Source organism: Chryseobacterium sp. 2P (assembly GCF_059579425.1).
Genome location: NZ_CM184194.1, coordinates 3,172,959 through 3,196,360 on the forward strand (window position 1 = coordinate 3,172,959; position 23,402 = coordinate 3,196,360).

Sequence of the window (23,402 nt, forward strand, 5' to 3'; positions counted from 1 at the left end):
GGTTAAAGATTTTAAATATGTCTTTAACCCTGATATTTTGAATTACTTCTAAAACTTCATCACATCTTTCACCACTCCGTTATTCTGCGTATGCTGTAACAGTTCGGCTTCGATGAAAGATTTTATTTTTCCTTCTGAGCCGTCGTTCGGGAAGAGAAGGTGAACGTTGGCTCCTGCGTCTAACGTGAAGAACAGCGGCAAACTGGTTTCTTTTCTGAAATCCCAGATTTTGTTGATGACTTCCAAAGTTCCTGTTTTCATCAGAATAAATGCAGGATCGCTCATCATCATCATGGCATGAAGTGTTAATGCTTCGTGTTCTACCAGTTTAATAAAACGCTGCAAGTCTCCACTGGCTAACATTTCTTTCATGGGACCGAAATTTTCCCTTGCTTCCTGAAATCTTCTGTCTGCGTAAGGATTGGTATTCATCAAACCATGACCGACAGTGGAAGAAACGCTTTTCTGCCCTTCATGGATGAGTAAAACCCAGTCATTAAAATCTTTAAAAATTTCATGAATTTCATCGTTTGGGTATTGTACTGCAAAAAGATCTGAACTTCCTTTTACCTGAGATTCTCCCCACACAACCAATCCGTTGTAAAGACTTCGGCACGCGCTTCCGCTTCCTAATCTTGCTAAAAAAGAAGCTTTTCTCAACGATTCTTCATCTGATGTTTTTCCTGAAAACGTTTCGTCAAGATTCATCAGACATTTGGCAATGACTCCAAAACCTGAAGCCGAGCTTGCAATTCCTGAGCTGTGGGGAAAAGTATTTTCGGTTCTGATGATGTATTTTCCCTGTAAAATCCATGGAAGATACTGTTCAATATTTCGAAAATATTTTTCAATTTTTTCGGCAAATTTTACTTCCTCATTTCCGGCAAGAAAAGTCTGCACAGAAAAAGGTTCATTGGCAGAAAACTCCATCGAAGTATTCGTTCTGCAATGATTTAATGTAAAACTGATGCTGGGATTGGCGGGAATCTGATTGTCGTATTTCCCCCAGTATTTGATTAAGGCAATATTCGAAGGACAGCTTTCCGAAACTGTCTGATTATGTATTGTAAATTCGTTATTTCCTAAAAACTCCTGTGTTGTCATAATTTTAATTCTTGTAAGATGGAATGCAGCCTGATTTACCGTTATTGCTTAATCTTAAGCTCAGCCTTAAAATTTAATACATTTTCTCAATAAGATCTGCATATTTTTTAAGCACTACATTTCTTTTTACCTTTAGTGTCGGAGTAATTTCTCCCGTATTAATATCAAATTCCGAAGGCATCAATGTGAATTTTTTCACTTTTTCGTAATCGGATAAATGGCTTTGCAGTTCTTTAATTTTGTCTTTGTAAAAATCGTGTATCTTTTCGTTTTTTACAATTTCTTTCCAATTGGTGAAAGGAATATTATTTTTTTTGAGATATTCTTTTAAAAATTCAAAGTTCGGAACCACTAAAGCGGAAACAAACTGTCTTCCTTCCGCAATCAGCACAATCTGCTGAATGAAATTGTTGTTGGTTAAGATATTTTCAATCTGCTGCGGCGCGATGTATTTTCCGTTGGAAGTCTTCATGAGATCTTTCAATCGGTCTGTAATGGTAAGATTTCCTTTGCTGTCGATGGTTCCGGCATCTCCGGTTTTAAACCAGCCGTCATCGGTAAAAACTTTCTGCGTTTCTTCAGGCTTTTTATAATATCCCTTCATGATTCCGTTTCCTTTTGCCTGAATTTCGTCGTTCTCCCCGATTCGGATTTCCACGCCCGGAAGAGGTTTTCCGCAGCTTCCGTGTTCAAAATGCGTCAAAGGAAAAGCGGTTAAAGTTGCCGTAGTTTCCGTTAAACCGTAGCCAACCGTTACATGAATTCCAACCGACTCAAAAAACTTCGTCACTTCCGGAGATAATGAAGCTCCGCCACAAGGCAGAAACCACAATCTTCCGCCCATTTTTTCTTTAATTTTACTGAAAACCAAAGATTCGGCAATATTTTCTTTTATTTTTAATCCAAATGGAACCGGCTGTTCTCTTCTTCTTAATTCTGCGGTCTGCGAACCGGTTTCCAATGCCCAGTTAAATATTTTTTTCTTCAGCGAAGAACCTTCTTCTGCCTTTTCCAAAACTCCGGCGTAGACTTTCTGGAAAAATCTCGGCACCGCACACATCATGGTCGGTTTTACCTCTTCCAAAGCATTGGCGATATTCTTCGGATCTTCAAGGAAATAAACTCTTGCGCCTCCGTAAAGACACAAAAGGCTCCAGCTTCTTTCGAAAACGTGGGTTAAAGGTAAAAATGCCAGAGAAAGTTCTTCTTCGAAGTTTTTAAACTTAAAAAATTCAAAATGGGCATCAAATGCTTTTATGAAATTTCCATGGGTGAGAATGACTCCTTTCGGTGTTCCTGTTGTTCCGGAAGTGTAGATAAGCGTGGCAATATCTCCATATTCTTTCTTGCAGAATTCTAATTTGGGAGCGCTTTTGGCAATAAAATCTTCAAGATAAAAACTGCTGAATTCTTTTTTGATCCAGACAGCTTTTTTAGAAATGATAATCGTTTGCAGATTTGTACTTTCTTTTTTCAGAATTTCCAGACACGTATCGTACTGAGCCTGATCTCCCACCAAAATAGCCTTTGCTTCCGAATCGTTGATGATGTATTCTGCCTGTTCTGCATTATTGGTGGAATAGATCGGAACCGTAATGGCTCCGATTGCTAATACTGCGAGATCAAAAATCATCCATTCTGATGAATTATCCGAATAAATGGCTACTTTATCATTTTCCTGAATGCCTGCATTTTTAAGCGCATTGGCTGTTTTATACACAATTTCGCCGAATTTTTTCCAGCTCAGTTCTTTCCAGCCCGCATCTTTCTTTTTAAATCCGATGGCAGATTTTATGGGATGCTTTTCTGTATTTTTTAAGATAATTGCTTCTGCAAGATTCATTGCTTTATCTTTTTATCGTTGATGTAATTATTTAAATGAAAATCAATACTTTCCGTAAGAGGAATGAACTGATAATTCAATCTGCTTTTTATTTTTTCGTTGGAAACAATATTCATCTCAGAAATTGCTTTTACATTGGATCTTGTCGCCATTCTTAAAGCCGGAATCAGCCATCCGAATAATGCATTTGCCAAAACTCCGACATTCAGCTGAAATTGTGACAGGAGTTTCGCTTCCTTCAGCCCCAGTTTCTTTCGGATCTGCTTTCCTAATTCTGCATATCTTCTGTTCTCGGAAATGATGATGAACCGTTCTCCAAAAATATTTTTCTCCATCAGTTCAACAGAGATTGCGGCAACATCTCTCACGTCCGCATAGCTTGTTCCTCCTGAAAAAGTAAAACTGTTTTTTTCGAAAGTGGGAAAAATATCGCCACTGCTGTTTCCCCAGTTTCCGCTTCCGATAATCATTCCCGGATTTACAATAACGACGTTTAACCCTTCAGCAGAAGCTCTCCAGACTTCCATTTCAGAAATATGTTTTGAGATTGCATAAGCAGAATGGTCTTCTTTCGGGTTAAAATCGGATTCTTCATCCAGCTCACCTTTTTCATTAAAATTATCGAGAACAGCAATTGAACTTACATGAAGGAACTTCTTCACTTCAGTACCTTCACAGGCATAAAGTAAATTTTCTGTTCCTTTAATGTTCGTGTGGTAAATTTCTTTGCTGTCTTTGGGATTGAAACCCACTTTAGCAGCGCAGTGATACACCTCATCAATTCCTTTTAGGGCTTCCTGAAGAGAGAGAATATCATCAAAATCTACATCGATCCATTCAATTCGGTTGAAAAAATCATCGGGATTTTCCGTATAAAATGTATAGGAATGCCTTACTTCGTTTAAATTGCTCGTCGGTCTTTTTGCTGCACGAACGTTTTTTCCCTTTTTCAGAAGTTCTAAAACGATTACTCTGCCTAAAATTCCGGTTGCTCCCGTTACAAAAACCATCAATTTTTTTTACTTGATTGCTTACTAAATTATGATAATATTCTACGTTATGCAAATTTGCGATTTTTAAGGGAGATTTTGTGTTTTTTAAATGGATAAAAACAGCAAAAGTTTTGATGTTTCTGTTTTGAGCAATAGATAAGATGATCATTAAATTAACCTGAGTTCGGGATAAGTCTTCTTAAAAGCAAGGTAAAACAAAGAGATTCAATTATCAGGAATTCATTTTTTTAGATATACAAAGGTGTAAAACTTATCAAAGTAATACCATTTTTGTCTTTTTTAAATAAACGAAGTGTCTTTGCTTACCTTACAAACTTTCAATAAGTAAAAAATCTTTTGTTTTTCTTTGCGATAAATTAATATAATGCGATAAATCAATTTTTTTAAATTTATTTCTTATCCCGAACTGAGGATAAATTAAAAAAAACGGACTTTCGCCCGTTTTCTGTATTATCTTGTGTTAGAAAAATTTAGATCAAAACCATATTGTTTCTTCTTGGAGCTTTATCGCATAAGATATCGGCAATACTTTTAGAAATAAGGTTTCCTTCGGTAAGATTATCCAGCCAGAAGAATTCTCCGGCACAGTTGATCTCAATGAAATAATATTCGTCTTCGGGCGAAACGATCATATCAATAGCTCCGTAATCGATATTGTAAACGTCTAAAAGTTCCAGCAATTTTGCTTCGATGTCTGTCGGAAGTTCCGCAGGAATCCATTTATCAATGAGATTTACCCCGTCTTTTCTCCAGTCTATTTTTGCGGCTTCCGACTGTTGGGAATCGATTTCAAAAGCGTACACTTCTCTTCCTACAATGGTAATGCGGAGCTCTTTTTTCTTTTCAATTTTTTTCTGAAACTGCATCGGACAGTATAAAAGCGTATCCAGTTCTTCCAGTTTATCTTCCTTTACCACATTGGTGAATACCACACTTTCAACACCGTCTTCATAAATAGCAAATCCAGTCTGCATTTTGGCAACTACATTTTTATGTTTCACAATGAACTGTCTGGCTTCTTCCGGATTGTTTGTAAGGCAGGATTCCGGAATTCTAAGTCCAATTTTATGAGCTATTTTCAATTGCTCTTCCTTGCTGTCTACTCTTCTGTAAACACTTGGTTTCCCTAATGCATAAACATCAATAGACTCTAAAAACCCAAATAATGTCGTTCTGATCTCTCCCATCGCTGCACCGTAAAATTTAGAATCCAGCTCTTCTTTCAGACCAGATCCAATATTGTAGGCTCTTCTGTACCAGACTGCGGAAATATCGTCCAAACGATGTTTTTTTTCAGGAGTTTCTAAAATACTGATCCACTTTCCATCTTCAAAACGAGTAGATAATTTATTTTGCAAAGGGTATAAATCGACGTCGAAACGGATGACTTCACAATGGTTTTCAGCAATATATTCTGTTACTTTTTCTATGGAAAAATTATCTCCTGTATGGGTAATTATTAAAATTTTATTCATTGGTTTTCATTCTTTTTATAAGGTTATCGGCAATTCTTTCCGCAATTGGGAAATTGAGTTCTTTCTGGAGCATTCCCCATTCTCCCTGCGGATTTACTTCCAGGAAATAGTAGTTTCCGTCTTTGCTTTTTATCATATCGATTGCTCCGATGTACAGTCCCATTTCTTTCATCATTGAGGTGAGACCGATTTTAATATGTTCCGGTAAGTGATATTCTGACCAAAAATAATTCTCATTGGCTATTCTCCAGTCGGCATTTTCGCTGTTATTGATTTTTCCGGTAAAAAATTCTCCGTCAAGATACAGTATTCTCAGTTCATATTCTTTTTCAATGTAGGGCTGAAAAATCATGGGACAGTATTCTATATCGTCTATATTTTCGAGAGAATTTTCATCGATAATATGGGTAGAAAGGAAATTTTCCGCGTTCATCGACTTGGAAAGCGCACCATGAAGTTTTGCCACCATTTTTCCGTTACATTTCTGATGGAAAAATTCGGTTATTTGTTCTGAATCGTTTGAAAAAATAGTTTCGGGAATAGTAAGATTGTTTTTTTTGGCAATCTTTAGTTGATGCATTTTATTGCCGTCAATCTTATTTTCATTTTCAAACGGATTGATCCACGGAATGTCTTCCAGTAAAGTGAAAAGATTGTTTCGGAGGGCAGCATATTCTTTCAGGAAAATTTTTGTGAAGCTTTCATCCAGTTCTTCAGGAACAGTGATGCCCCACGATTTTCTGTGCCATACTGCTTTAATTTCGTTTGAATTTACGGTATTTCCGGATTCATCAGTTAATTCAAAATAGTTTTCGTTGATGCTGATTTTCTGGTAATGACTGATTTTGTCTGAATTCAGTCGGAAACATGGAATATTTTTAGATTTTAAATATTCAAAAAAGATTTCAATATTGTAAAAGTCGTGAGAATGCGTTATACAAAGAATCATCTGCCGTTTTTTATTAAAAAAGGAAACTTAGAGTGTAAGTTTCCTTTAATATGATTTTTTAATGCGATCTGAAAATAAAAATCCATTAAACAGATGGAGAATCATCATCTCCGTCGGAAGGATATTTCATTGTTTGCGCCATATCATAGATTGGCTTTGTAACTGTATCTACAGCGGGTTTTGTAATGCTGTCCTGCGATGCAATAGTTACATCTCCACCTCCTTTAATTTTTTCAGGATCCTGTAATTGTTTCTCTAAAAATGAAGCGAAGAAAGGCTTCTTTTTTGAATCTTTGTTTTTCATAGTTGTTTATTTTGGGTATTTTTTATGACTATTCAATTCCCGGAGGATTACCTGGATTAAATCCTCCCTCGTCACTGTCTGAAGGATATTTCAGTGTGACAGGAGTGTCTGTAACCGGTGTTGTGGTTACTGGTCCGTCCAGCGTTTTTAAGGTAAAAACAGAATCTTTTGCGGGTAACGTAACAGAATCATCCATTAATCCTGTTATTATTCCGCCACCGCCCTGAACTTCTTCAGGATTCTGAATCTGCTTCTCTAAAAACGAAGCAAAAAACGGTTTTTTCTTGTCGCTTCTTTTCATAATGTCTGTGATTAGAGTTTATACAGTTAAATCATTTTTTAGATTTCTGTACCCCCTTCATCACTGTCTGAAGGATACTTCATGGTAACATTATCATTGGAAGGTTTTGTAACGCTGTCCTGAAGTGCCGTTGTAACATTATCTCTTAATGGAGCTGTCGCAACAGTTTCAGATCCTCCTTTGATTTTTTCCGGTTCTGCGATCTGTTTTTCTAAAAATGATGCAAAAAACGGCTTTTTGTTTTTCTTATTTTCCATGAGATTAATATTTAGTGATTTAGCTTCGACTAAAATATTAAAAAATATCACACAAAGTAGAATAAATTTACACTTTAAGAAAATTTTAACAAATAACCCACAATAAATGCATTATGTTACACAATATTCAAAAATTCTTTTACAATTTTAGCAAAATCTACAGGATTTTCAGCCTGAACCCAATGCCCTGCATTTTTAACTGTTGAAAACTGAGCTTTGGGAAACTGCTGTTTAATAGCAAACTCATCCTGAGGAAGAATATAATTGGATTTTTCGCCTGCAATAAACAATGTCTCTCCTTCGAAAACACCGAATTTTATCGCATTGGAGACAAACTGATTGTATTTTTCAGAAAGGGTTTTCAGGTTAAATCTCCAGTTCAGTTTTTTATTATCATCCCAATACAGATTTTTTGTAAGGAATTGTATTGTTGATCTTTCAGGAATATACTGGCTTAAAACGGTTTCCACATCATTTCTGGAATTTACCGTATTAAAATTCACGGTTTCCAAAGCTTTTATAATCCCCTGATGATGTGGAGGATATGCTTTCGGAGAAATATCCACAACAATAAGCTTTTCCACTTTTTCAGGATATTTAATGGCAAACTGCATCACTGCTTTTCCTCCCAGAGAATGCCCCAGAATATGAGCTTTCTGTATGCCGTAATGCTCCATATAGCGAAGAATATCATCCGCTAAATCGTCATGAGACATTTCATCCGAATGAAAACTTCTTCCGTGGTTGCGGAGATCAATAAGATGCGTTGGCAAAAACTCTCCGAAATCTTTCCCGAAAGTTCCCCAGTTGTCCAGCATTCCAAATAAACCGTGAAATACCAAAAGCGGTGTCGACGAAAGATTCTCGCCAAATATTTTTGAATTTAAAATTTCCATACGTTTTGTTTTTAGGATAGAAGTGGGTTTTGGAAGCAGATAGTTCAGACAACACTTATCAAGCCTTTGGCTTTACATATCCAGCTTCCAGCCTATTTACCATTTTGCCAGTCTCTTCAGATAAGCCTGAACTGTATTTTCCATTCCCATGTATAATGCTTCTGAAACCAGAGCATGACCGATGGAAACTTCGAGCAAATTCGGGATGGTATCTGCAAAATATTTTAAATTTTCTAAACTTAAATCGTGTCCGGCATTAATTCCCAATCCAAAATCTGTAGCAACAACTGCCGTATCATAATAAGGTTTTATGGCAGATTCTTTATTTTGGGTATAATTTTTAGCGTAAGCTTCGGTGTAGAGTTCAATTCTGTCGGTTCCTGTTTTGGCAGCATATTCTACCAGTTCAGGAGTCGGATCTAAGAAAATTGAAGTACGGATTCCTGCATTTTTAAATTCTGCGATAATTTCCGTAAGAAAATCCAGATGTTTTTTCGTGTTCCAACCCGCATTTGAAGTAATGGCATCATCTGCATCGGGAACCAACGTTACCTGTTCCGGTTTTACCTCAAGAACCATATCGATAAAAGAACGGTGAGGATTTCCTTCGATATTGAATTCCGTGGTTACCAAAGGTTTCAGATCATAAACATCTTTTCTTGTGATGTGTCTTTCATCGGGTCTTGGATGGATGGTAATGCCCTGTCCTCCGAATTCCTGAATTTTTACGGCTGCTTCCGTTACACTGGGTGTTTCTCCTCCTCTTGCATTTCTCAGCGTCGCAATTTTATTAATGTTTACACTTAGTTTTGTCATACTGCAAAAATAAAAAAACCCAACTTAAAAGTGGGTTTATAGTCTTAAGATTTTTCCTATTTCTGTAAGGTAAGTCTTATAATGGTAAGAACTATATTTACAGCAAGTCCTATAAGTGCCATATTACACGCAGATTTCGCTGCCATAGGTTCTTTGTCTTTTTTAACGAAGTAAATGATTGCACCTGCCAAAGGAATACAGAATGATAAAATCTTTAATCCTATATGCAAGTCTTCATTAGACTGATTAGGCTTTTGGTAATTTTGATTAAAATCGCTCATAGTTTAAGTTATTAATGTTTCAATGAATTTATAAGTATGATAGGTAATTCTTTCACTAAGACCACTCATTCCTATTCCGGCGAGAATTCCGGTAAAACAACGGATAAAGTTGGTGCTCTCTCTGTTGAGATAAGCCTGAGTTAAGCCATCAACAAACGTAGGAAGAACAAGCACAACACTTAAAAGAATACTTATCTGATAAAACCATAATAAAGGAATCATGACAAAATATCCTAAGTAAATGCCGGTACATCTTGCACATACCGGAAATTGTTTATTCTTGTAAAAAAATGATCTTGAGGGCATTCTATGACAGTCTACCCATTGTATTTTAGTCATAAAGCTAAAATACAAAAAAATTCTTCTGAGAAATTATTTTTTTGATTTTTGAAAATGTAGTTGACAAAGTACTCTGAAAACAAACTTCATTACACCTTAACACTGATCTGCATCACCTGAAGATCAAATTCCTTTGAAGCTACGAGTAAATGATCGAAAATATCCGCCTGAATCTGCTCAAAATGTTCCCAGCGCGAATCGTTAGCGAAACAGTAGATTTCCAGAGGCAGACCTTGTGGAGTAATATCAAGCTGACGAACCATCATGGCTCCTTCCTGATTAACATCGGGATCGTTCTCAAGGTATTTTTCTGCATAATATCTGAAAACACCAATGTTCGTAAGCTGTCTTCCGTTCACTATTTTATCACTGTGCTTTAAAGTCTCTTTTTCTTTTTTCAGTTCAATGCTTTTTCCTTCAAGATATTCCGAGATCAGATTGATATCTTTCAGCCTTTCAATATCTTCTTCCGTTAAAAATTTAAAGGAATTGATATTAAAGTAGATTGATTTTTTAATTCTTCTGGTATTGGATTCAGACATCACCTGAAGATTTTTAATCTCAGTAGTTAAAAGATCATAGGTTGGAATTGAAGAGATTGTTTTATCGAAATTCATAATCTTCGTCGTCAAAAGACTGATGTCTGAGATATTTCCTTCAATACTGTATTTGGGAATACTGATCCAGTCTCCTACTTTTAAACTTTTAGAAGTGGAAACATGAATTCCGGTTACAAATCCAAGGATGGTATCACGGAAAACCAAGACCAACACTGCCGTAATCGCTCCTAAACTTCCGACAATGGTAGAACCTTTAATCCCGAAAATCACACAGATTCCTACAATGGAGAAAATGAAGATTCCTAAAATTTTCATTGTTTCAGAAATCGCATTCAATGCCATAATCTTGTAATAATCCTGTTTGATGGCAAAATAATTTCTAAAGGCCGTTAATCCTCTGTAAAGCATCCCCGCCAGAATTAAAACAAATCCCAGATTGATGGCGCGTATAATAAAGACGTTGGTTCTGGGAATCGCTTTTGGCGGAAATATAGAAGTCTGAATTCCTACAACAATAGCCAGAGCAAAAAGATGAGCCACAGAATTGGTAACTCTGGACTGGTAAACTGATTTTACAACCGGATATTTTTCTTCGTTATGAAAAAAACGGAAAATAAAATTAATCACAGGTTTTACAAGAAAATCAACCAGCAAAAATAAAACAACTAATATAGCAAGCTTTGTAAAAGCATGAAAAACCCAGTCCAGACCCGCCGGAGAAATTTTGGTGATGTATATATAAAGCTGTTCGCTTAAATCCTGTATAAAATTTTTAGTTTCCTGTAACTGATCATTCATTATAACAAATTTAATAAAATTTAAATCCTCCCAACACCGATTAAATAAGAATTTTTCACAAAACAATCAAAAATTATTTAACAATTATTTAAAATTATTTTAAAAATAAAACATATTTAATAATAAAATCATTAATTTAGTCTTTTAATTAAAAACTGTAATTTATGAAAAAATTTAACCTCTTCTTTATTTTTATCATTCTTTTTTCTCTGGGTTCCTGTCACTCAGATTCTTCTTCTCCCACAGAAGCAACGGCAGACAATACGGTAAAAACCGGAAAGGTAACCGGTAAAGTAATGTCTCAAAACGGCGCAAAAGCCATTGGTGGTGCCTCTGTTTTTACTTTCGATGATAAATATAAGATTTACTACACAACTTCCGATGCGGATGGTAATTTTACACTGGACGCTCCGGTCGGCAATCACACCATTCACATTCAGACAGGGAATGGAAGCAATTTCCGTACAGAAGTTGCTGCGACTGTAAAAAATAACGAAACTTTAACGCTTGATCTTTCCCAGACCAAACTGAATCAGGTGGCTAAAATTGCTTATGTAAAAGGCTCGTATGATAAAATTGAAGATATTATTCTTTCTTTAGGATACACCGCAACAGAAATTACGAATAATGATCTTACGAATTTAAATACCATTGCACAATATGATATCATTTTTCTGAACTGCGGTTCGAGAAAATATTCCACCAATCAGGCACTTTTCCCTGCAATCGACGCAAATCTTGCTATTTTCGTTGCTAATGGAGGAAGTATCTATGCTTCGGACTGGGATGTTTCTTATCTGGTAGGCGGAACAGATAATACTTCAGGCTGCGCTCCAGCGGGAGGATTTGTTCCCGATTCAAAACTATGTTCTGTGAATAACGGAAGTTCGGGAATTGTTCCGGCTGTGGTAAGCAATGCAGGATTGTCTTCTGCTCTTGGTTTCAGCAATCTTAATATTGATTTTGATTTGGGAGCATGGCAAAAAATTACCAGTTATGATTCTTCTTACTGGGAAGTCCTGGTAAAAGACGGAGCCAATCAGGCATTGATGCTGAGAACGAATCATTTTACAGCTACAGGAATTCCTGTAACTCCAATTGGAAATGCACCGAACACCACGTTTGTTCCGGTTTGCGTTACAATTCCGGGAACTAATATCCAGATCACGATTTCAGTTCCGCAGACTCTGGTTCCTTATCTTGTTGCATTAGGAGCAACTGTAGGTCCTTGCTCCGGATCATCCAACAGCGGCTTTATTTATTATACGAGTTTCCACAACCATGCTGCAGGAAACATCGGCAATGCAGGTGTTATTCTACAGTATGTAATCCTGAATCTTTAATCCATTTTTTTCATTATTATATAAAGTGGCTCTTTGGAGTCACTTTTGTTATATACTGTCAATAAATTTCAACTTATGGACACAACATTAATTAATATCCTTTGTCTTATTCTTTTGGTTTTAGGTATTTTAGGAACGTTTCTTCCTGTTTTGCCGGGGTTATTATTAAGCATTTGCGGACTTTTGATCTATAAATACGGTACAGATGCAGATCTGTCTATGATCTATGTATGGGTATTTGTAATTCTCACTGCGGCTTCTGTTATTTTAAATTACGTCATTCCGGCAAAAACCACCCAGAAATACGGCGGAACCCGCTGGGGAAGCATTGGTTCGGTTATCGGAACCATTGTAGGAATTTTCTTACCGATTCCTTTAGGATTTCTGGTAGGAATGTTTGCGGGAGTTTTTGTTGGAGAGCTTCTTCACGACAGTCAGGATATAAACAAAGCCCTGAAGTCCACAAAAGGAGCATTTATAGGATTTATTTACGGAACAGGATTTAGTTTCGTGGTAGGTGTGGCAATGTTTTTGGTGGTATTATTTAATATGCTTAATATTATCTAAAATAAAAAATTATGTTTCATAAAATCCTTATCCTGAGTTTAAGTTCGTTATTTTTAATGAACTGCAATGCTCAAAAGAAAAATAAATTAAAAGTGAACACGGATAAAACAGGCGTTACAAAAGTAACCAATAAAGATGGCGAAATCATTTATTTCAATGAAGGAGAAAATAAATTTCTGAAAGAATATGAAATGAATGTAACCTTTAAAGGAATATCGGAAGACAGCCGCTGTCCAAAAGGAGTAAACTGCATTTGGGCGGGAGTTGCCGTAGCGCAGGTTGAAGTAATGGGAACTGCAACCCGACCAATGGTTCTTAATTTAGCTACTATGGATAATGAAGGCAGAAACTATCATCAGTCGGCTGCATTTAACGGATATACTATTTCTTTAACGGATGTTCAGCCTTATCCGGCTTCTGCAGACGGAGCAAAGGCTTTGAACGGAAAGTATAAAATAGGAATTACCATTAAAAAAGGAGGAGAAAATCCTACCATGAAATAGGTTTCTTCCCTTTTGAAACAAGATATTCATTAATTTTTGAAAAAGGTCTGCTTCCGAAGAATCCTCTATACACGGAAAACGGAGAGGGATGAGCAGATTTTAAAATAAAATGTTTAGCCGGATCGATGAGTTCGGCTTTTTTTTGTGCAAAAGCGCCCCAAAGAACAAAAACAACGTTTTCTTTTTTATCTGAAATTTCTTTGATGATGAAATCTGTAAATTTTTCCCATCCCAAATCTTTGTGTGAATTAGGAGAATGCGCACGAACGGTTAAAGTTGCATTCAACAGTAAAACTCCTTGTTTTCCCCAATCGTCCAATTCTTTTGAAGTTCTTTCAACACCTAAATCATCTTTTAATTCAATAAAAATATTTTTCAGAGAAGGCGGCGCGGCAACCTGTTCAGAAACAGAAAAACATAAACCATTCGCCTGATAATCATTATGATAAGGATCCTGTCCGATGATCACTACTTCAATATCTTCAAAAGGCGTAATTTCCAACGCTCTGAAAATCTGATTTTTTGGTGGAAAAACTTTAGTGGCTGCATATTCCTGCTTTACTTTTTCCCAAAGGTTGGTAAAGTATGGGGTGTTTTTTATGGGGGCTAATATTTCTGTCCAGGTCATTTTTTTAATTTGAAAATTTGAGAATGAATTAATTTGAAAATTCAATTTTTACGCCAACCTGTCATTCTGAATGAAGCAAAGCGTAATGAAGAATCTATGCAAATTTAATGATTAAAATAAAAAGAGATTTCTCCTCCGTCGAAATGACAAAGAAATTTATTTCTTCAAGCTAAAAACCAGATTCTCCAGAAAATCTTCATCCTTCCTATCTTCCTGCAATACAAAATCATGTTTTAAAAGAAGTCCTTTTGAATTTTCATTGAGTTTATGCGTCATCGCAACAATTTCCTGCAAATGTAAATTTTTAAATGCAAAATCCACGACTGCAGCCAAAGCTTCCGACATGATTCCTTTTCTGTGATACTCCGGTAATAATTCATAACCGACTTCTGCTTCTTTTCGGTCTTCGGAAAAATTCCATAGACAAATGGTTCCAATCAGATTTGGTTGGTCTTTTAAAGAAATTCCCCAGTAAAAAGATTTCTGATTTCGGGTATTTTCTTTAATGGTTAAAATAAACTGAAGCGCATCATAATTATTTTTAGGAGGATTTCGGTGTACGAACTGGTTAATGGTTTCATTGCTTCTGATCTTTAGAATGTCTTCTGTATAACTCTCGTCGATGGGTTTGAGAATTAATCTTTCGGTTTCTAGCTTCATAGTTCAAACTTACATAAATTTAGTAAATTAAACTTATTAATTTCGACCAAAAAACACGAAAATTTTATTAAAAGAAGTCAGCCTAAAGTTCAAAAATTAAATCTAATTGTTAAATAGTGGTAAACAAACCTCACAGGTTTTTGAAACCTGTGAGGTTTTAAAAGAAATTTAGTAATTAAACTCATTAATTTCTGACTCAAAAATCACAAAAAATTTTATTAAAAGAAATCGACCTAAAGTTCAAAAATTAAATCTAATTGTTAAATAGTGGTAAACCTCACAGGTTTTCGAAAACCTGTGAGGTTTTAAAATAAACTTAGTAATCAAACTCATTAATTTCTGACTCAAAAATCACAAAAAATTTTATTCGAAAAGTCAGCCTAAAGTTCAAAAATTAAATCTAATTGTTAAATAGTGGTAAACCTCACAGGTTTTCGAAACCTGTGAGGTTTTAAAAATAAAATCAAACATTTATCTAATTATACAGCACATTAATGATTTCAGAAAAACTTTACAAAATGGTAACATTTCAAATACAATCGAAGCGTTAAAAGCATAGACTGAACTGCCGAAGCTTAAATTAATAAAAGAGATCAAATCAATAAATCATTTTCAAATTCTCAAATTATTTCATTTTCAAATTAATTATCTTTGCAGTGTGTATATAAATAAAGAAGATTTAAACGAATTAGAGTTTCCGCAATTGCTCGCGGAAATTTCTCCCTTTGCGTATTCTCCGAAAACAAGAGAAAAAATTCTTCAACTTCGTCCGATGGAAATAGACGAGGCAGAGCTTTCATTGAAAAAAACTTCCGAATATCTTTCGAGTTTTGAAAGTTCAAATGCAATTCCGTTTGATGAATATGAAGATATCGAAAGTGAGCTGAAGCTAATGCTGATCGAAAATTACCGACTGGAAAACAGCGCTTTCATCAAAATCAAAACCATCACGGAGCAAATCGGGAAACTGCAGAAGTTCTTCCCGACCATGCCTGAAACCTTCCCTACTCTCATGGAAGATGTTTCTGTTCTGGAATTCAGAAAAGAGATTATTGATAAAGTTGATAAAGTATTCAACCGTTTTGGTGAGGTTAAAAGCGAAGCTTCCCCAGCTTTAAAAGGATTAAGAAGTGAAATTCAACACGCCAAAAAAGCGATTCAGGAAAATTTCAACCGTGCGTTAACAACTTACGGACAGAGTGATTTCCTGGATGATATCCGCGAAACGATTATTGATGACCAAAGAGTTTTAGCGGTAAAATCGGGTTTTAAGAGAAGAGTTCCGGGAAGAGTTTTGGGACTTTCAAAAACCGGTTCCATCACTTATATTCAGCCGGATTCCGTAGTAAAGCATTATTTCAAGCTTCGTGAAAGTGAGGAGGAAGAGAAAAAGGAAATTGATAAGATTTTAAGACAGCTTACCGCAGAATTGGCGGAATTTCAACCTCAGCTCTGGAGATATCAGAAGTATATTTTCGACCTTGATTTAACGAGAGCGAAGGCTAAATTTGCAGAACTCATCAATGGTGTTTTACCAAAAATCAACCGCCATAAAACGTTAAGATTAAGAGAAGCGTTCCATCCTTTGCTGTTTTTAAGGAATAAAGCGGAAAATAAAACCATCTATCCTCAGACGCTGAGTTTAACGGAACACAACAGAATCATCTGTATTTCCGGACCGAATGCGGGAGGAAAATCCATTACGCTGAAAACGGTTGGTCTGCTTCAACTGATGATCCAGAGCGGAATTCTGGTTCCGACCCATCCAAAATCGGAAATGTTTTTCTTTGATAAGATCATGACCGATATTGGAGATAATCAGTCGATTGAAAATCACCTTTCAACGTATTCATCCAGACTGAAGAAAATGTCGGGAATCATTCGTGAAGCTGAAGCCAATACGCTTTTACTGATCGATGAATTCGGTACAGGTTCCGATCCTGAACTGGGAGGTGCTTTAGCAGAAAGTTTCCTTGAGTTTTTCTATGACAAAAAAAGTTTTGCAATCATTACAACGCACTACACCAACATTAAACTTGTTGTGGAACAGCTTCCGAATGCTCAGAATGCAGCAATGTTATTCAATGAAGAAACTTTGGAACCGATGTACAAACTGGAAGTGGGACAAGCGGGAAGTTCATTTACTTTTGAAGTGGCAGAAAAGAATAAAATTCCAAGATTTATAATTCATTCTGCCAAGAAAAAGGTGGAACATGATATTGTAAATCTGGATAAAACGATTGTAAAGCTTCAACAGGAGAAATATGAAGTGGAAAAGCTTAAAACCGATCTTGCCGAAAGAAAGGAATCTGTAGAAGATAAGCGCGATAACCTTCAGAAACTGAATGAGCAGCTTCAGCAGAAGCTATTCAATTTCCAGAAATTATATGAAGAAGAGCATCGTAAACTGCAGTTCGGGAACAAAATTGAGGCTTTTATCGACAGCTATGTAAAAGGAAAGTCCAGAAAAGATGTGGTAAAAGATTTTGTAAAAATTCTTGAACAGGAAAAATTCAGAAAACTGGGCGCAGATAAAGATGAATCCAAACGTCTGCAGGTTGTAAAAAGGAAAATTACCCAACAGCTTAAAAAGGAGGAAGTGATTGAAAAAATTACGGAAACCAATGAAAAACTGGAGGAAAAACGCAAAACCGACCGCGCTCTCTGGATGAAAGTCGGGCAGCGCGTCCGTATTTCCGGCAGCACAAGTGTGGGAACGATTGAAAAAATTTCGCGGAATAAAGTGATCGTAAATTACGGAACTTTCAAAACAACGATTGACGCAGACGAACTGGAAAGAATTTAAATGATAACGGTAAAAACTCATATCAGTTTTAAGGATTTTCTGATGTTTCATCTCAAAAGTTCTTTAATAAGGCTTATTGCTTTTCCTTTGCTGATTCTGCTTTTCTTTATTGTGAAACTGTTTGCGGACGGCAATTCTGAACAGGAAATTTTGCTTTCGGCTTCAATGTGGCTTGGAATTATGTTTCTGTTTATCGTGATCCGGTCTTTTTTGCGGCTGAGATTTGCTTTCAGTTCCAATAAAAAGATTCAGGAGCCTATTACGTACATTTTTACGGAAGAGAAAATCCGTACGGAAGGAGAAACTTTTGATGCAGAATTTGCATGGAATACAGTTTATAAAGTGAAGGAAAATAAAGAATGGTTTCTGATCTACCAAAGTGCACAGACGATGAATATGGTCCCGAAAAAGTATTTTACAAAGGAGCAGATTACCGGATTGCGAAGAATGATTACAGAAAATAATGTAAAAGCAAAGCTCAGAAAAGAGTAATGTGCTTACAAAATATCTCATGAGAGCGTCTGTTCAGGACGCTCTTTTATTTTAAATTTTATATTTTTACCCCAAACAATAATTTATGAAGACCTTAAAAATGCTGTCCGACTTTCTGCCGATACCGAGCTATACTGTAATTATCCTTTGTTTTTTATTTCCCTTTTTCCTTGTGAAATGCGGTAATGTTACTTTAATGTCTGTAAAGGGAACTGATCTGATAACGGGAGTTTCTAAGCAAAAAATGGACGAAAGAATGAGAGAAAGCATTAAAAAAAGTTCTCCTTACGCATCTTCCGTAAGCAATCAGGAGGATCGTCCGTATTCATCCGATGATTCTCGGGAAGAAAGTGACAAAGCAGATATTTCGCCAAATCCGTTTGTTATTCTTTCTTTTCTAATGGCAGTAGCAGGAATTGTTGTGCAATTGATGAAAACCATACGAAACAAATATCTTTATCATCTTGGATTTTCTGTAGCCGGACTTCTTGGGTTTTTAGGATTTTATCTGAGTTTTAAAGCTAAAATGGAAGATATGGAACATACTACAGGAATAGGAATGGATGGAAAAATAAATATTGCGTACAGTTTCGGAGAAGCTTTTTACATTGCTGCCGCTTTATTTTCAGTTGTTTTTCTTTTCTTTGGAATCTATTCTTATCTGTTTTTGTCAAAAAAAGATCCGGGGAAAATTTAACGATATTTGGTTATCAGTTTCTAAAAAATTTCAGATTTTTATTCTTTTGAGAGCTTAAGATATTTTAGTAGAAGCTTTATGATCAATTGATGTAACTTTGGTTGAATTCAAAATTAATTTAAACAGATATATGGTTAAAAATATAAGGATTCTCTGGATTTTCTATGTAAAACTACTGATTCCTGCTGTTCTCTTTTCTTTGCTGATGAATATCCTGCTTGGTTTTACTGCTGCCAATTTCGGATTATGCTTCTTATTATTTTTTCCTGTTTTTCATTACCTCATCTATGAATTGAGGCTAAAAGAAGAATATTCTTTCTTTGCCAATTTCGGGTTTTCAAGATTATTTCTCTGGATCTTTACTTTTTCATTAAGTGTAATCATTAATATAGTTTCAAAACTAATATGAGCAGATTACATATTGACAGCCTCACAAAATCTTTTAATGAAAAGAAAATCCTAAGAGATATCTACATCAGTTGTGAAACGGGAAAGGTAATCGGTCTGTTGGGAAGAAACGGTACGGGAAAATCTACTCTTTTAAAAATTATTTTCGGGATCGAGAAGGGAGATTCTCAGTTCATCAGAGTGGATGATAAAGTTTTGCAAAATCAGATGGACAGGAAAGGAAGAATTGCTTATTTACCTCAATACTCATTTCTTCCGAAAGGTATTAAAATAAAAAACCTGATCTCCCTTTTCTGTACTAAAGAAAACGCGGATCAGCTTTTTAAATCAGATCTGCTAAAACCTTTTTTGAATACAACTCCACGAAACCTTTCAGGCGGCGAGAAAAAAATTGTTGAGGTTATTTTAATGATCTATTCCGATTCGAAATTTGTTCTTCTGGATGAACCTTTTAACGCTTTATCACCGAAAATGATTTCTGAAATTCAAAAAATGATCAAAGAACAGTCTCAGCAGAAGGGATTTATTATTTCAGATCACCGTTATCAGGAGGTTTTGGATATTTCAGATGAAATTTATCTGCTTTCTGATACGTATCTGAAGCAAATTAAAGATTTTAAAGAATTGCAGCAGTATAATTATCTTCCGAAGAATATTTAATTTATATATTTGAACTTTCAAAAAAATTTTCATAATGGTTTCCGGAAAAAAAGCTTTTTATCTTTCAGTGTTCAGTATTTTTTCTTTTGCTTTTGCGAAGGGACAGAATAAAGTGCCTTTCGGCGTGGTAAAAGCTGAGGAAGGTTATGCCATGGTGCGTGTCCATAAAGACGATTACCGAAAAATAATTGACAAGATCCGTATGAAAACCGGAGATGTTTTTATTTACGAAAAGCCTGCGCCGGGAGAAACAGAATGGATCTGGATAAAATATCCTGAAAAAGAAGACACCGAAAAACCTTTCGTACGATACGACAGCATCACCAAGGAAGGGATGGTGAATAAAAACCGTATTGTTTTCGTTGATAATTTACCAAAATTTACGCCTTCTAAATCGAAAAACGGAAAGTCTCTGATCTTTACAGATGATACCAATCCTAAAATTCCCGGAAACCAGAGAACAAAAGTTATCATTGATGTTTATCCTTCTTATGCACAAATCAAAAAGCAGGAAAAAGATTCTAACGGAAACATCGTTAAAATAGACAAGGTAAAAGCCTGGGGCGTAGGAAAAGAATTGCCGGAAGGTTTAATGGAAATAAAATCTGTACGCGTTCAGCAGCCCGGAAGAGGTTCTGTTTTTGTAAGAGATGCCATTAAAAATATGTTTCAGCCTGCCATGGATTTTGAAAACGTGGGCGTAACCGCCATCGATAACGATCATATTTTTCTTTATATGATTAACGGTTCAGGCGAAAACCGCTATACAACGATATGGACAATCAAGCAGGGAAAAGCTGAAAGCCAGATCATTTATAAAACTCCTGAATAATTCGTCAATAATCATTATTTTTGTCATCGAAAAGTGTGACTTTAGATTTTATAAGCTTATCACTTTTCAGGAAACTGGTTTTGCTTAACTGCAGATTAAAAGGGAATCGTGTGAAAATCACGAACTGTCGCGCAACTGTAAGTAACGGAATTCTTTATTAAAAATCCACTGTGCAAGGTCATGGGAAGGAAATAAAGAGGTTACAAGTCAGGAGACCTGCCTTTTTCTTAACAACAAAAAACTTTCGCGATTTGAAGTTTATTGATCTAATGGATACTCAGAGATTTCTGTCTCTGCTTTTTCTGTTGTTCCGATATTTTCATTTCGCTTTAATAATAATGATATATGACTACAGAAGAAAGAATTGAAGCATCCGAAACCCGAATTTTTAAAGCGGTTTTCCCGAACACAACCAATCATTACGATACTCTTTTCGGAGGTACGGCGATGCAGCTAATGGATGAAGTGGCTTTTATTGCAGCAACAAGATTTGCAAGAAAACGCGTGGTAACCGTAAGCAGCGATAAAATTGATTTTAAAAGATCGATCCCCGCAGGAACGATTGTGGAGTTAATCGGAAAAGTTGTTCATGTAGGAAAAACAAGCATGAAAGTAAATGTAGAAATTTTTACGGAACAGATGTATTCTTATGAAAGGGAAAGAGCGATCGTAGGAGATTTTACTTTTGTAGCGATTGATGAATTTAAGAAGCCAATTCAAATATTATAAAAAGGGTTCCGGCGACCTTCGGTCGCCGGAACCCAATATTTTCAAAATGTTCTTTAAAGCGGTTTCGGCGGGCTTTGCCCGCCGAAACCTTTATTTCAATACCTTTTCGGTCTCAAGATTTTTAATTAACAACATCTGAAAAGCTTCTCCCAGTTCATCGGAAGCCCTTACAATGGCATTTTCCAGCATATTTCTGATTTGTTTTTCCGTGACGCCGGCTTCTGTCCAGCTCTTTCCTGAAGTGTGGGAATTTAAGATAAAAGGCATAATACGGTCAATTGCACAGGCAAAAACAGCATCGGGAGTCTGCTCTTCTTCAAATTCCAGCCAAAGGTTAAAAAATTCAGAGCGCAGCGGTTCATCCAAAATTCCGAAGATCTTCTGAGCCGAAACTTTCTCTCTTTCAAATTTCCCGACCATGGCAGCTTCATCAAATATAAAGGTGTCCCCTGCTTCAATTTCAACCAAATCGTGAATTGACAGCATTCTGATCACTCTCAAAAGATCAATATCCGCTCTGTTTTTCGCATAAGGAAACAGAATCTGCGCCAGAATAATAATCTGCCACGAATGTTCTGCCGTATTTTCCCTTCTGGAATCATCTGCATTATAATTTCTTCGCTGTACATTTTTCAGGGCATCAACAGCCAGAATAAAATCGATTTCCTTTTGTATCTTCATATTTATTTTGTTTAAAATTTCATCATCCATTTTACGGGATTGATGATAAAAAAGCTGTACAAAAATAAGACTTTTGACTGTAAACCTATTTTAATTCACAGATTAGTATTACATTTATTTAAATATTATGTATGACGCCAAATTACAATTATCCTGCAGAAATCAAAGGAAAAAGAAAACTGTATTCTCTTTTTTACGGAGTAAATAATCCCTTGGAAGTAATCAGTGGAAATCATGTCCTTGCAGGAGATACTTATTACCTTAAAGCTACTTTAACGAATAAGAATTTTATCTTTTCTCAGGATAAGGAATTCATCGAATATATTTTAAAACAAAACCAGAAAAATTATTTTAAATCTGATATCCAGTCCGTTACTTTAAGAAAATATCTCGGGAAAGGACTGCTTACCAACAATGGAAAAGACTGGCTGAAACAAAGGAGACTTATACAGCCCGGTTTTAGTAAAGCTAAAATTGCTGAACTTATCTCTATCATGAACGAAGAAATAAATAAAGCTTTTACGCCTTTTCCTGATGAGCCTGAAATTGATCTGCATGATTTTTTCCACACCCTTACTTTTAATATTGTTGCAAAAACACTTTTCAGTTCGGATATTGATGAAGAAAGCGTAAAAGAACTTGGGAAAATTATTACAGAAGTTCAGGAAGTTTTTGCCAAAGAAGTAAGAATACCTTTCTATTCACAGTTTTTGAAAAGTATCGGTGTCATCGATAAAATGATAAAGAAAAGTACTGAAGCCAAAAATATTATTCAGAGTGTTCTGGATAAACGCAGAAATTCGAAGGAAGAAAAAAATGATTTGCTGGATATGCTTATTCAGGCGAGATATGAAGACACTCAGCTTCCGATGTCTGATGAACAGCTTATTGATGAAATGCTCATTCTTTTCATTGCAGGACACGAAACAACAGCCAATGCATTAAGCTTTATCTTTTTTGAGATCAGTCAAAATCCTGAATCTGAACAAAAGCTAAAGGCTGAAATTGTCGCAGAAGGAGTAAACGCTTTCGGGACAGAAAGCTTAATGAAAAAATCTTATACCACGAATATTATCAAAGAAGCAATGCGGCTGCATTCTCCGGCATGGGCAATCGACAGACAGGCTTTAGAAGATGACAATTTTAAAAATTATTCATGGCAAAAAGGGACTTTCATTATTCTTTACATCAGCGGACTTCACAGGAATCCAGAATATTGGAACAGCCCGAATTCCTTTATTCCGGAACGTTTTGATGATGAAAATGCTAAAAATTTCGCTTATTATCCTTTCGGAGCGGGACCGAGACTCTGCATCGGAGAACACTTTTCCATGATGGAAATGGCACTTATCGTTCGTAGATTCTATAAAGCTACACTTTTAGATCATATCATAAAGAATTACAGAAAAAAGCTTTGGTTACGTTAAGAACAGTGAGCTTAAAAGGTAAAATTATTAAAA

General features: G+C 35.8%; 27 protein-coding genes and 1 riboswitch. Of the genes, 11 read left to right on the forward strand and 16 right to left on the reverse strand.

The genetic code is table 11. The features are described 5' to 3' along the window. Positions 1 to 48: 48 nt before the first annotated feature. The 13 genes from AC52CF_RS14350 to AC52CF_RS14410 all read right to left on the reverse strand — a co-directional run bounded on the left by AC52CF_RS14350 (position 49) and on the right by AC52CF_RS14410 (position 10,936). Positions 49 to 1,104, reverse strand: a complete 1,056-nt coding sequence (locus AC52CF_RS14350) for a diphosphomevalonate decarboxylase (RefSeq protein WP_214589084.1) — start codon at positions 1,102 to 1,104, stop codon at positions 49 to 51. Between the two features lie 73 nt (positions 1,105 to 1,177). Next, complete coding sequence (locus AC52CF_RS14355; protein WP_214589083.1) at positions 1,178 to 2,947, reverse strand: AMP-dependent synthetase/ligase; 1,770 nt, start codon at positions 2,945 to 2,947, stop codon at positions 1,178 to 1,180. Beyond that, positions 2,944 to 3,957: an NAD-dependent epimerase/dehydratase family protein gene (locus tag AC52CF_RS14360; RefSeq protein ID WP_214589082.1), complete on the reverse strand. Its 1,014-nt coding sequence runs from the start codon at positions 3,955 to 3,957 to the stop codon at positions 2,944 to 2,946. The genes AC52CF_RS14355 and AC52CF_RS14360 overlap by 4 nt, the downstream gene beginning before the upstream one ends. Positions 3,958 to 4,430: 473 nt before the next feature. Further along, positions 4,431 to 5,435: an MvdD family ATP-grasp ribosomal peptide maturase gene (locus AC52CF_RS14365; RefSeq protein WP_214589081.1), complete on the reverse strand. Its 1,005-nt coding sequence runs from the start codon at positions 5,433 to 5,435 to the stop codon at positions 4,431 to 4,433. After that, a complete protein-coding gene (locus tag AC52CF_RS14370) occupies positions 5,428 to 6,384 on the reverse strand; it encodes an MvdC/MvdD family ATP grasp protein (RefSeq protein ID WP_214589080.1) in 957 nt (318 codons plus the stop codon). Before AC52CF_RS14370 ends, AC52CF_RS14365 begins: the two co-directional genes overlap by 8 nt. An 85-nt stretch (positions 6,385 to 6,469) precedes the next feature. Beyond that, a complete protein-coding gene (locus tag AC52CF_RS14375) occupies positions 6,470 to 6,688 on the reverse strand; it encodes a microviridin/marinostatin family tricyclic proteinase inhibitor (protein WP_076392378.1) in 219 nt (72 codons plus the stop codon). Between the two features lie 28 nt (positions 6,689 to 6,716). Then, on the reverse strand, positions 6,717 to 6,989 hold the full coding sequence (locus AC52CF_RS14380; protein WP_250902114.1) for a microviridin/marinostatin family tricyclic proteinase inhibitor: 273 nt from the start codon (positions 6,987 to 6,989) through the stop codon (positions 6,717 to 6,719). Positions 6,990 to 7,027: 38 nt separating this feature from the next. Next, entirely contained in the window at positions 7,028 to 7,246 is a 219-nt protein-coding gene (locus AC52CF_RS14385) for a microviridin/marinostatin family tricyclic proteinase inhibitor (protein WP_214589079.1), read from the reverse strand. Positions 7,247 to 7,362: 116 nt separating this feature from the next. Beyond that, on the reverse strand, positions 7,363 to 8,142 hold the full coding sequence (locus tag AC52CF_RS14390; RefSeq protein ID WP_214589078.1) for an alpha/beta fold hydrolase: 780 nt from the start codon (positions 8,140 to 8,142) through the stop codon (positions 7,363 to 7,365). Between the two features lie 96 nt (positions 8,143 to 8,238). Then, a complete protein-coding gene (locus tag AC52CF_RS14395) occupies positions 8,239 to 8,958 on the reverse strand; it encodes a pyridoxine 5'-phosphate synthase (protein WP_214589077.1) in 720 nt (239 codons plus the stop codon). Between the two features lie 56 nt (positions 8,959 to 9,014). After that, positions 9,015 to 9,239 carry a hypothetical protein gene (locus AC52CF_RS14400; RefSeq protein ID WP_214589076.1) on the reverse strand — a complete coding sequence of 75 codons (225 nt, stop codon included), beginning with the start codon at positions 9,237 to 9,239 and terminating at the stop codon, positions 9,015 to 9,017. A 3-nt stretch (positions 9,240 to 9,242) separates the two neighbouring features. After that, positions 9,243 to 9,578, reverse strand: a complete 336-nt coding sequence (locus AC52CF_RS14405) for a DUF2085 domain-containing protein (RefSeq protein WP_214589075.1) — start codon at positions 9,576 to 9,578, stop codon at positions 9,243 to 9,245. Between the two features lie 89 nt (positions 9,579 to 9,667). Next, entirely contained in the window at positions 9,668 to 10,936 is a 1,269-nt protein-coding gene (locus AC52CF_RS14410; protein WP_214589074.1) for a mechanosensitive ion channel family protein, read from the reverse strand. A 164-nt stretch (positions 10,937 to 11,100) separates the two neighbouring features. Here AC52CF_RS14410 and AC52CF_RS14415 point away from each other — a divergent pair, with 164 nt between their 5' ends. The 3 genes from AC52CF_RS14415 to AC52CF_RS14425 all read left to right on the forward strand — a co-directional run bounded on the left by AC52CF_RS14415 (position 11,101) and on the right by AC52CF_RS14425 (position 13,349). After that, positions 11,101 to 12,279: a carboxypeptidase regulatory-like domain-containing protein gene (locus AC52CF_RS14415; RefSeq protein WP_214589073.1), complete on the forward strand. Its 1,179-nt coding sequence runs from the start codon at positions 11,101 to 11,103 to the stop codon at positions 12,277 to 12,279. 75 nt (positions 12,280 to 12,354) lie between these two features. Further along, positions 12,355 to 12,846, forward strand: a complete 492-nt coding sequence (locus tag AC52CF_RS14420) for a DUF456 domain-containing protein (RefSeq protein ID WP_214589072.1) — start codon at positions 12,355 to 12,357, stop codon at positions 12,844 to 12,846. Between the two features lie 11 nt (positions 12,847 to 12,857). Continuing rightward, the gene (locus tag AC52CF_RS14425; RefSeq protein WP_214589071.1) at positions 12,858 to 13,349 is read left to right on the forward strand and encodes a hypothetical protein; all 492 of its coding nucleotides are present in this window, start codon (positions 12,858 to 12,860) and stop codon (positions 13,347 to 13,349) included. Here AC52CF_RS14425 and AC52CF_RS14430 read toward each other — a convergent pair. Further along, on the reverse strand, positions 13,336 to 13,977 hold the full coding sequence (locus tag AC52CF_RS14430; protein WP_214589070.1) for a uracil-DNA glycosylase: 642 nt from the start codon (positions 13,975 to 13,977) through the stop codon (positions 13,336 to 13,338). The genes AC52CF_RS14425 and AC52CF_RS14430 overlap by 14 nt on opposite strands. Before the next feature lie 156 nt (positions 13,978 to 14,133). Then, the gene (locus AC52CF_RS14435) at positions 14,134 to 14,637 is read right to left on the reverse strand and encodes a GNAT family N-acetyltransferase (protein ID WP_214589069.1); all 504 of its coding nucleotides are present in this window, start codon (positions 14,635 to 14,637) and stop codon (positions 14,134 to 14,136) included. Between the two features lie 658 nt (positions 14,638 to 15,295). Here AC52CF_RS14435 and AC52CF_RS14440 point away from each other — a divergent pair. From AC52CF_RS14440 to AC52CF_RS14470, 7 genes are all read left to right on the forward strand, one after another. Further along, positions 15,296 to 17,443, forward strand: coding sequence for an endonuclease MutS2 (locus AC52CF_RS14440; protein ID WP_375180985.1), 2,148 nt, complete (start codon positions 15,296 to 15,298; stop codon positions 17,441 to 17,443). Further along, on the forward strand, positions 17,444 to 17,935 hold the full coding sequence (locus tag AC52CF_RS14445; RefSeq protein ID WP_375180986.1) for a YcxB family protein: 492 nt from the start codon (positions 17,444 to 17,446) through the stop codon (positions 17,933 to 17,935). Positions 17,936 to 18,020: 85 nt separating this feature from the next. Continuing rightward, positions 18,021 to 18,632 carry a hypothetical protein gene (locus AC52CF_RS14450; RefSeq protein ID WP_375180987.1) on the forward strand — a complete coding sequence of 204 codons (612 nt, stop codon included), beginning with the start codon at positions 18,021 to 18,023 and terminating at the stop codon, positions 18,630 to 18,632. Between the two features lie 130 nt (positions 18,633 to 18,762). Continuing rightward, positions 18,763 to 19,041 carry a hypothetical protein gene (locus AC52CF_RS14455; RefSeq protein ID WP_375180988.1) on the forward strand — a complete coding sequence of 93 codons (279 nt, stop codon included), beginning with the start codon at positions 18,763 to 18,765 and terminating at the stop codon, positions 19,039 to 19,041. After that, on the forward strand, positions 19,038 to 19,700 hold the full coding sequence (locus tag AC52CF_RS14460; RefSeq protein WP_496517305.1) for an ATP-binding cassette domain-containing protein: 663 nt from the start codon (positions 19,038 to 19,040) through the stop codon (positions 19,698 to 19,700). The genes AC52CF_RS14455 and AC52CF_RS14460 overlap by 4 nt, the downstream gene beginning before the upstream one ends. Before the next feature lie 34 nt (positions 19,701 to 19,734). Beyond that, the gene (locus AC52CF_RS14465; protein WP_496517306.1) at positions 19,735 to 20,532 is read left to right on the forward strand and encodes a hypothetical protein; all 798 of its coding nucleotides are present in this window, start codon (positions 19,735 to 19,737) and stop codon (positions 20,530 to 20,532) included. A gap of 58 nt (positions 20,533 to 20,590) precedes the next feature. Continuing rightward, positions 20,591 to 20,770: riboswitch (cobalamin riboswitch) on the forward strand. A gap of 107 nt (positions 20,771 to 20,877) precedes the next feature. Then, positions 20,878 to 21,261, forward strand: a complete 384-nt coding sequence (locus tag AC52CF_RS14470; protein ID WP_076392338.1) for an acyl-CoA thioesterase — start codon at positions 20,878 to 20,880, stop codon at positions 21,259 to 21,261. Between the two features lie 90 nt (positions 21,262 to 21,351). Here AC52CF_RS14470 and AC52CF_RS14475 read toward each other — a convergent pair whose 3' ends face one another. Beyond that, entirely contained in the window at positions 21,352 to 21,942 is a 591-nt protein-coding gene (locus tag AC52CF_RS14475; protein ID WP_214589062.1) for an HD domain-containing protein, read from the reverse strand. A 131-nt stretch (positions 21,943 to 22,073) separates the two neighbouring features. Here AC52CF_RS14475 and AC52CF_RS14480 point away from each other — a divergent pair, with 131 nt between their 5' ends. After that, positions 22,074 to 23,369: a cytochrome P450 gene (locus tag AC52CF_RS14480; RefSeq protein WP_496517307.1), complete on the forward strand. Its 1,296-nt coding sequence runs from the start codon at positions 22,074 to 22,076 to the stop codon at positions 23,367 to 23,369. The last annotated feature ends 33 nt before the right edge of the window (positions 23,370 to 23,402 follow it).

What these genes read in the sequence shown, in the direction of transcription:
- AC52CF_RS14350 (WP_214589084.1), bottom strand. Translation starts at nt 1,104, where the DNA reads ATGACAACACAGGAGTTTTTAGGAAATAACGAATTTACAATACATAAT.
- AC52CF_RS14355 (WP_214589083.1), bottom strand. Translation starts at nt 2,947, where the DNA reads ATGAATCTTGCAGAAGCAATTATCTTAAAAAATACAGAAAAGCATCCC.
- AC52CF_RS14360 (WP_214589082.1), bottom strand. Translation starts at nt 3,957, where the DNA reads ATGGTTTTTGTAACGGGAGCAACCGGAATTTTAGGCAGAGTAATCGTT.
- AC52CF_RS14365 (WP_214589081.1), bottom strand. Translation starts at nt 5,435, where the DNA reads ATGAATAAAATTTTAATAATTACCCATACAGGAGATAATTTTTCCATA.
- AC52CF_RS14370 (WP_214589080.1), bottom strand. Translation starts at nt 6,384, where the DNA reads ATGATTCTTTGTATAACGCATTCTCACGACTTTTACAATATTGAAATC.
- AC52CF_RS14375 (WP_076392378.1), bottom strand. Translation starts at nt 6,688, where the DNA reads ATGAAAAACAAAGATTCAAAAAAGAAGCCTTTCTTCGCTTCATTTTTA.
- AC52CF_RS14380 (WP_250902114.1), bottom strand. Translation starts at nt 6,989, where the DNA reads ATGAAAAGAAGCGACAAGAAAAAACCGTTTTTTGCTTCGTTTTTAGAG.
- AC52CF_RS14385 (WP_214589079.1), bottom strand. Translation starts at nt 7,246, where the DNA reads ATGGAAAATAAGAAAAACAAAAAGCCGTTTTTTGCATCATTTTTAGAA.
- AC52CF_RS14390 (WP_214589078.1), bottom strand. Translation starts at nt 8,142, where the DNA reads ATGGAAATTTTAAATTCAAAAATATTTGGCGAGAATCTTTCGTCGACA.
- AC52CF_RS14395 (WP_214589077.1), bottom strand. Translation starts at nt 8,958, where the DNA reads ATGACAAAACTAAGTGTAAACATTAATAAAATTGCGACGCTGAGAAAT.
- AC52CF_RS14400 (WP_214589076.1), bottom strand. Translation starts at nt 9,239, where the DNA reads ATGAGCGATTTTAATCAAAATTACCAAAAGCCTAATCAGTCTAATGAA.
- AC52CF_RS14405 (WP_214589075.1), bottom strand. Translation starts at nt 9,578, where the DNA reads ATGACTAAAATACAATGGGTAGACTGTCATAGAATGCCCTCAAGATCA.
- AC52CF_RS14410 (WP_214589074.1), bottom strand. Translation starts at nt 10,936, where the DNA reads ATGAATGATCAGTTACAGGAAACTAAAAATTTTATACAGGATTTAAGC.
- AC52CF_RS14415 (WP_214589073.1), top strand. Translation starts at nt 11,101, where the DNA reads ATGAAAAAATTTAACCTCTTCTTTATTTTTATCATTCTTTTTTCTCTG.
- AC52CF_RS14420 (WP_214589072.1), top strand. Translation starts at nt 12,355, where the DNA reads ATGGACACAACATTAATTAATATCCTTTGTCTTATTCTTTTGGTTTTA.
- AC52CF_RS14425 (WP_214589071.1), top strand. Translation starts at nt 12,858, where the DNA reads ATGTTTCATAAAATCCTTATCCTGAGTTTAAGTTCGTTATTTTTAATG.
- AC52CF_RS14430 (WP_214589070.1), bottom strand. Translation starts at nt 13,977, where the DNA reads ATGACCTGGACAGAAATATTAGCCCCCATAAAAAACACCCCATACTTT.
- AC52CF_RS14435 (WP_214589069.1), bottom strand. Translation starts at nt 14,637, where the DNA reads ATGAAGCTAGAAACCGAAAGATTAATTCTCAAACCCATCGACGAGAGT.
- AC52CF_RS14445 (WP_375180986.1), top strand. Translation starts at nt 17,444, where the DNA reads ATGATAACGGTAAAAACTCATATCAGTTTTAAGGATTTTCTGATGTTT.
- AC52CF_RS14450 (WP_375180987.1), top strand. Translation starts at nt 18,021, where the DNA reads ATGAAGACCTTAAAAATGCTGTCCGACTTTCTGCCGATACCGAGCTAT.
- AC52CF_RS14455 (WP_375180988.1), top strand. Translation starts at nt 18,763, where the DNA reads ATGGTTAAAAATATAAGGATTCTCTGGATTTTCTATGTAAAACTACTG.
- AC52CF_RS14460 (WP_496517305.1), top strand. Translation starts at nt 19,038, where the DNA reads ATGAGCAGATTACATATTGACAGCCTCACAAAATCTTTTAATGAAAAG.
- AC52CF_RS14465 (WP_496517306.1), top strand. Translation starts at nt 19,735, where the DNA reads ATGGTTTCCGGAAAAAAAGCTTTTTATCTTTCAGTGTTCAGTATTTTT.
- AC52CF_RS14470 (WP_076392338.1), top strand. Translation starts at nt 20,878, where the DNA reads ATGACTACAGAAGAAAGAATTGAAGCATCCGAAACCCGAATTTTTAAA.
- AC52CF_RS14475 (WP_214589062.1), bottom strand. Translation starts at nt 21,942, where the DNA reads ATGAAGATACAAAAGGAAATCGATTTTATTCTGGCTGTTGATGCCCTG.
- AC52CF_RS14480 (WP_496517307.1), top strand. Translation starts at nt 22,074, where the DNA reads ATGACGCCAAATTACAATTATCCTGCAGAAATCAAAGGAAAAAGAAAA.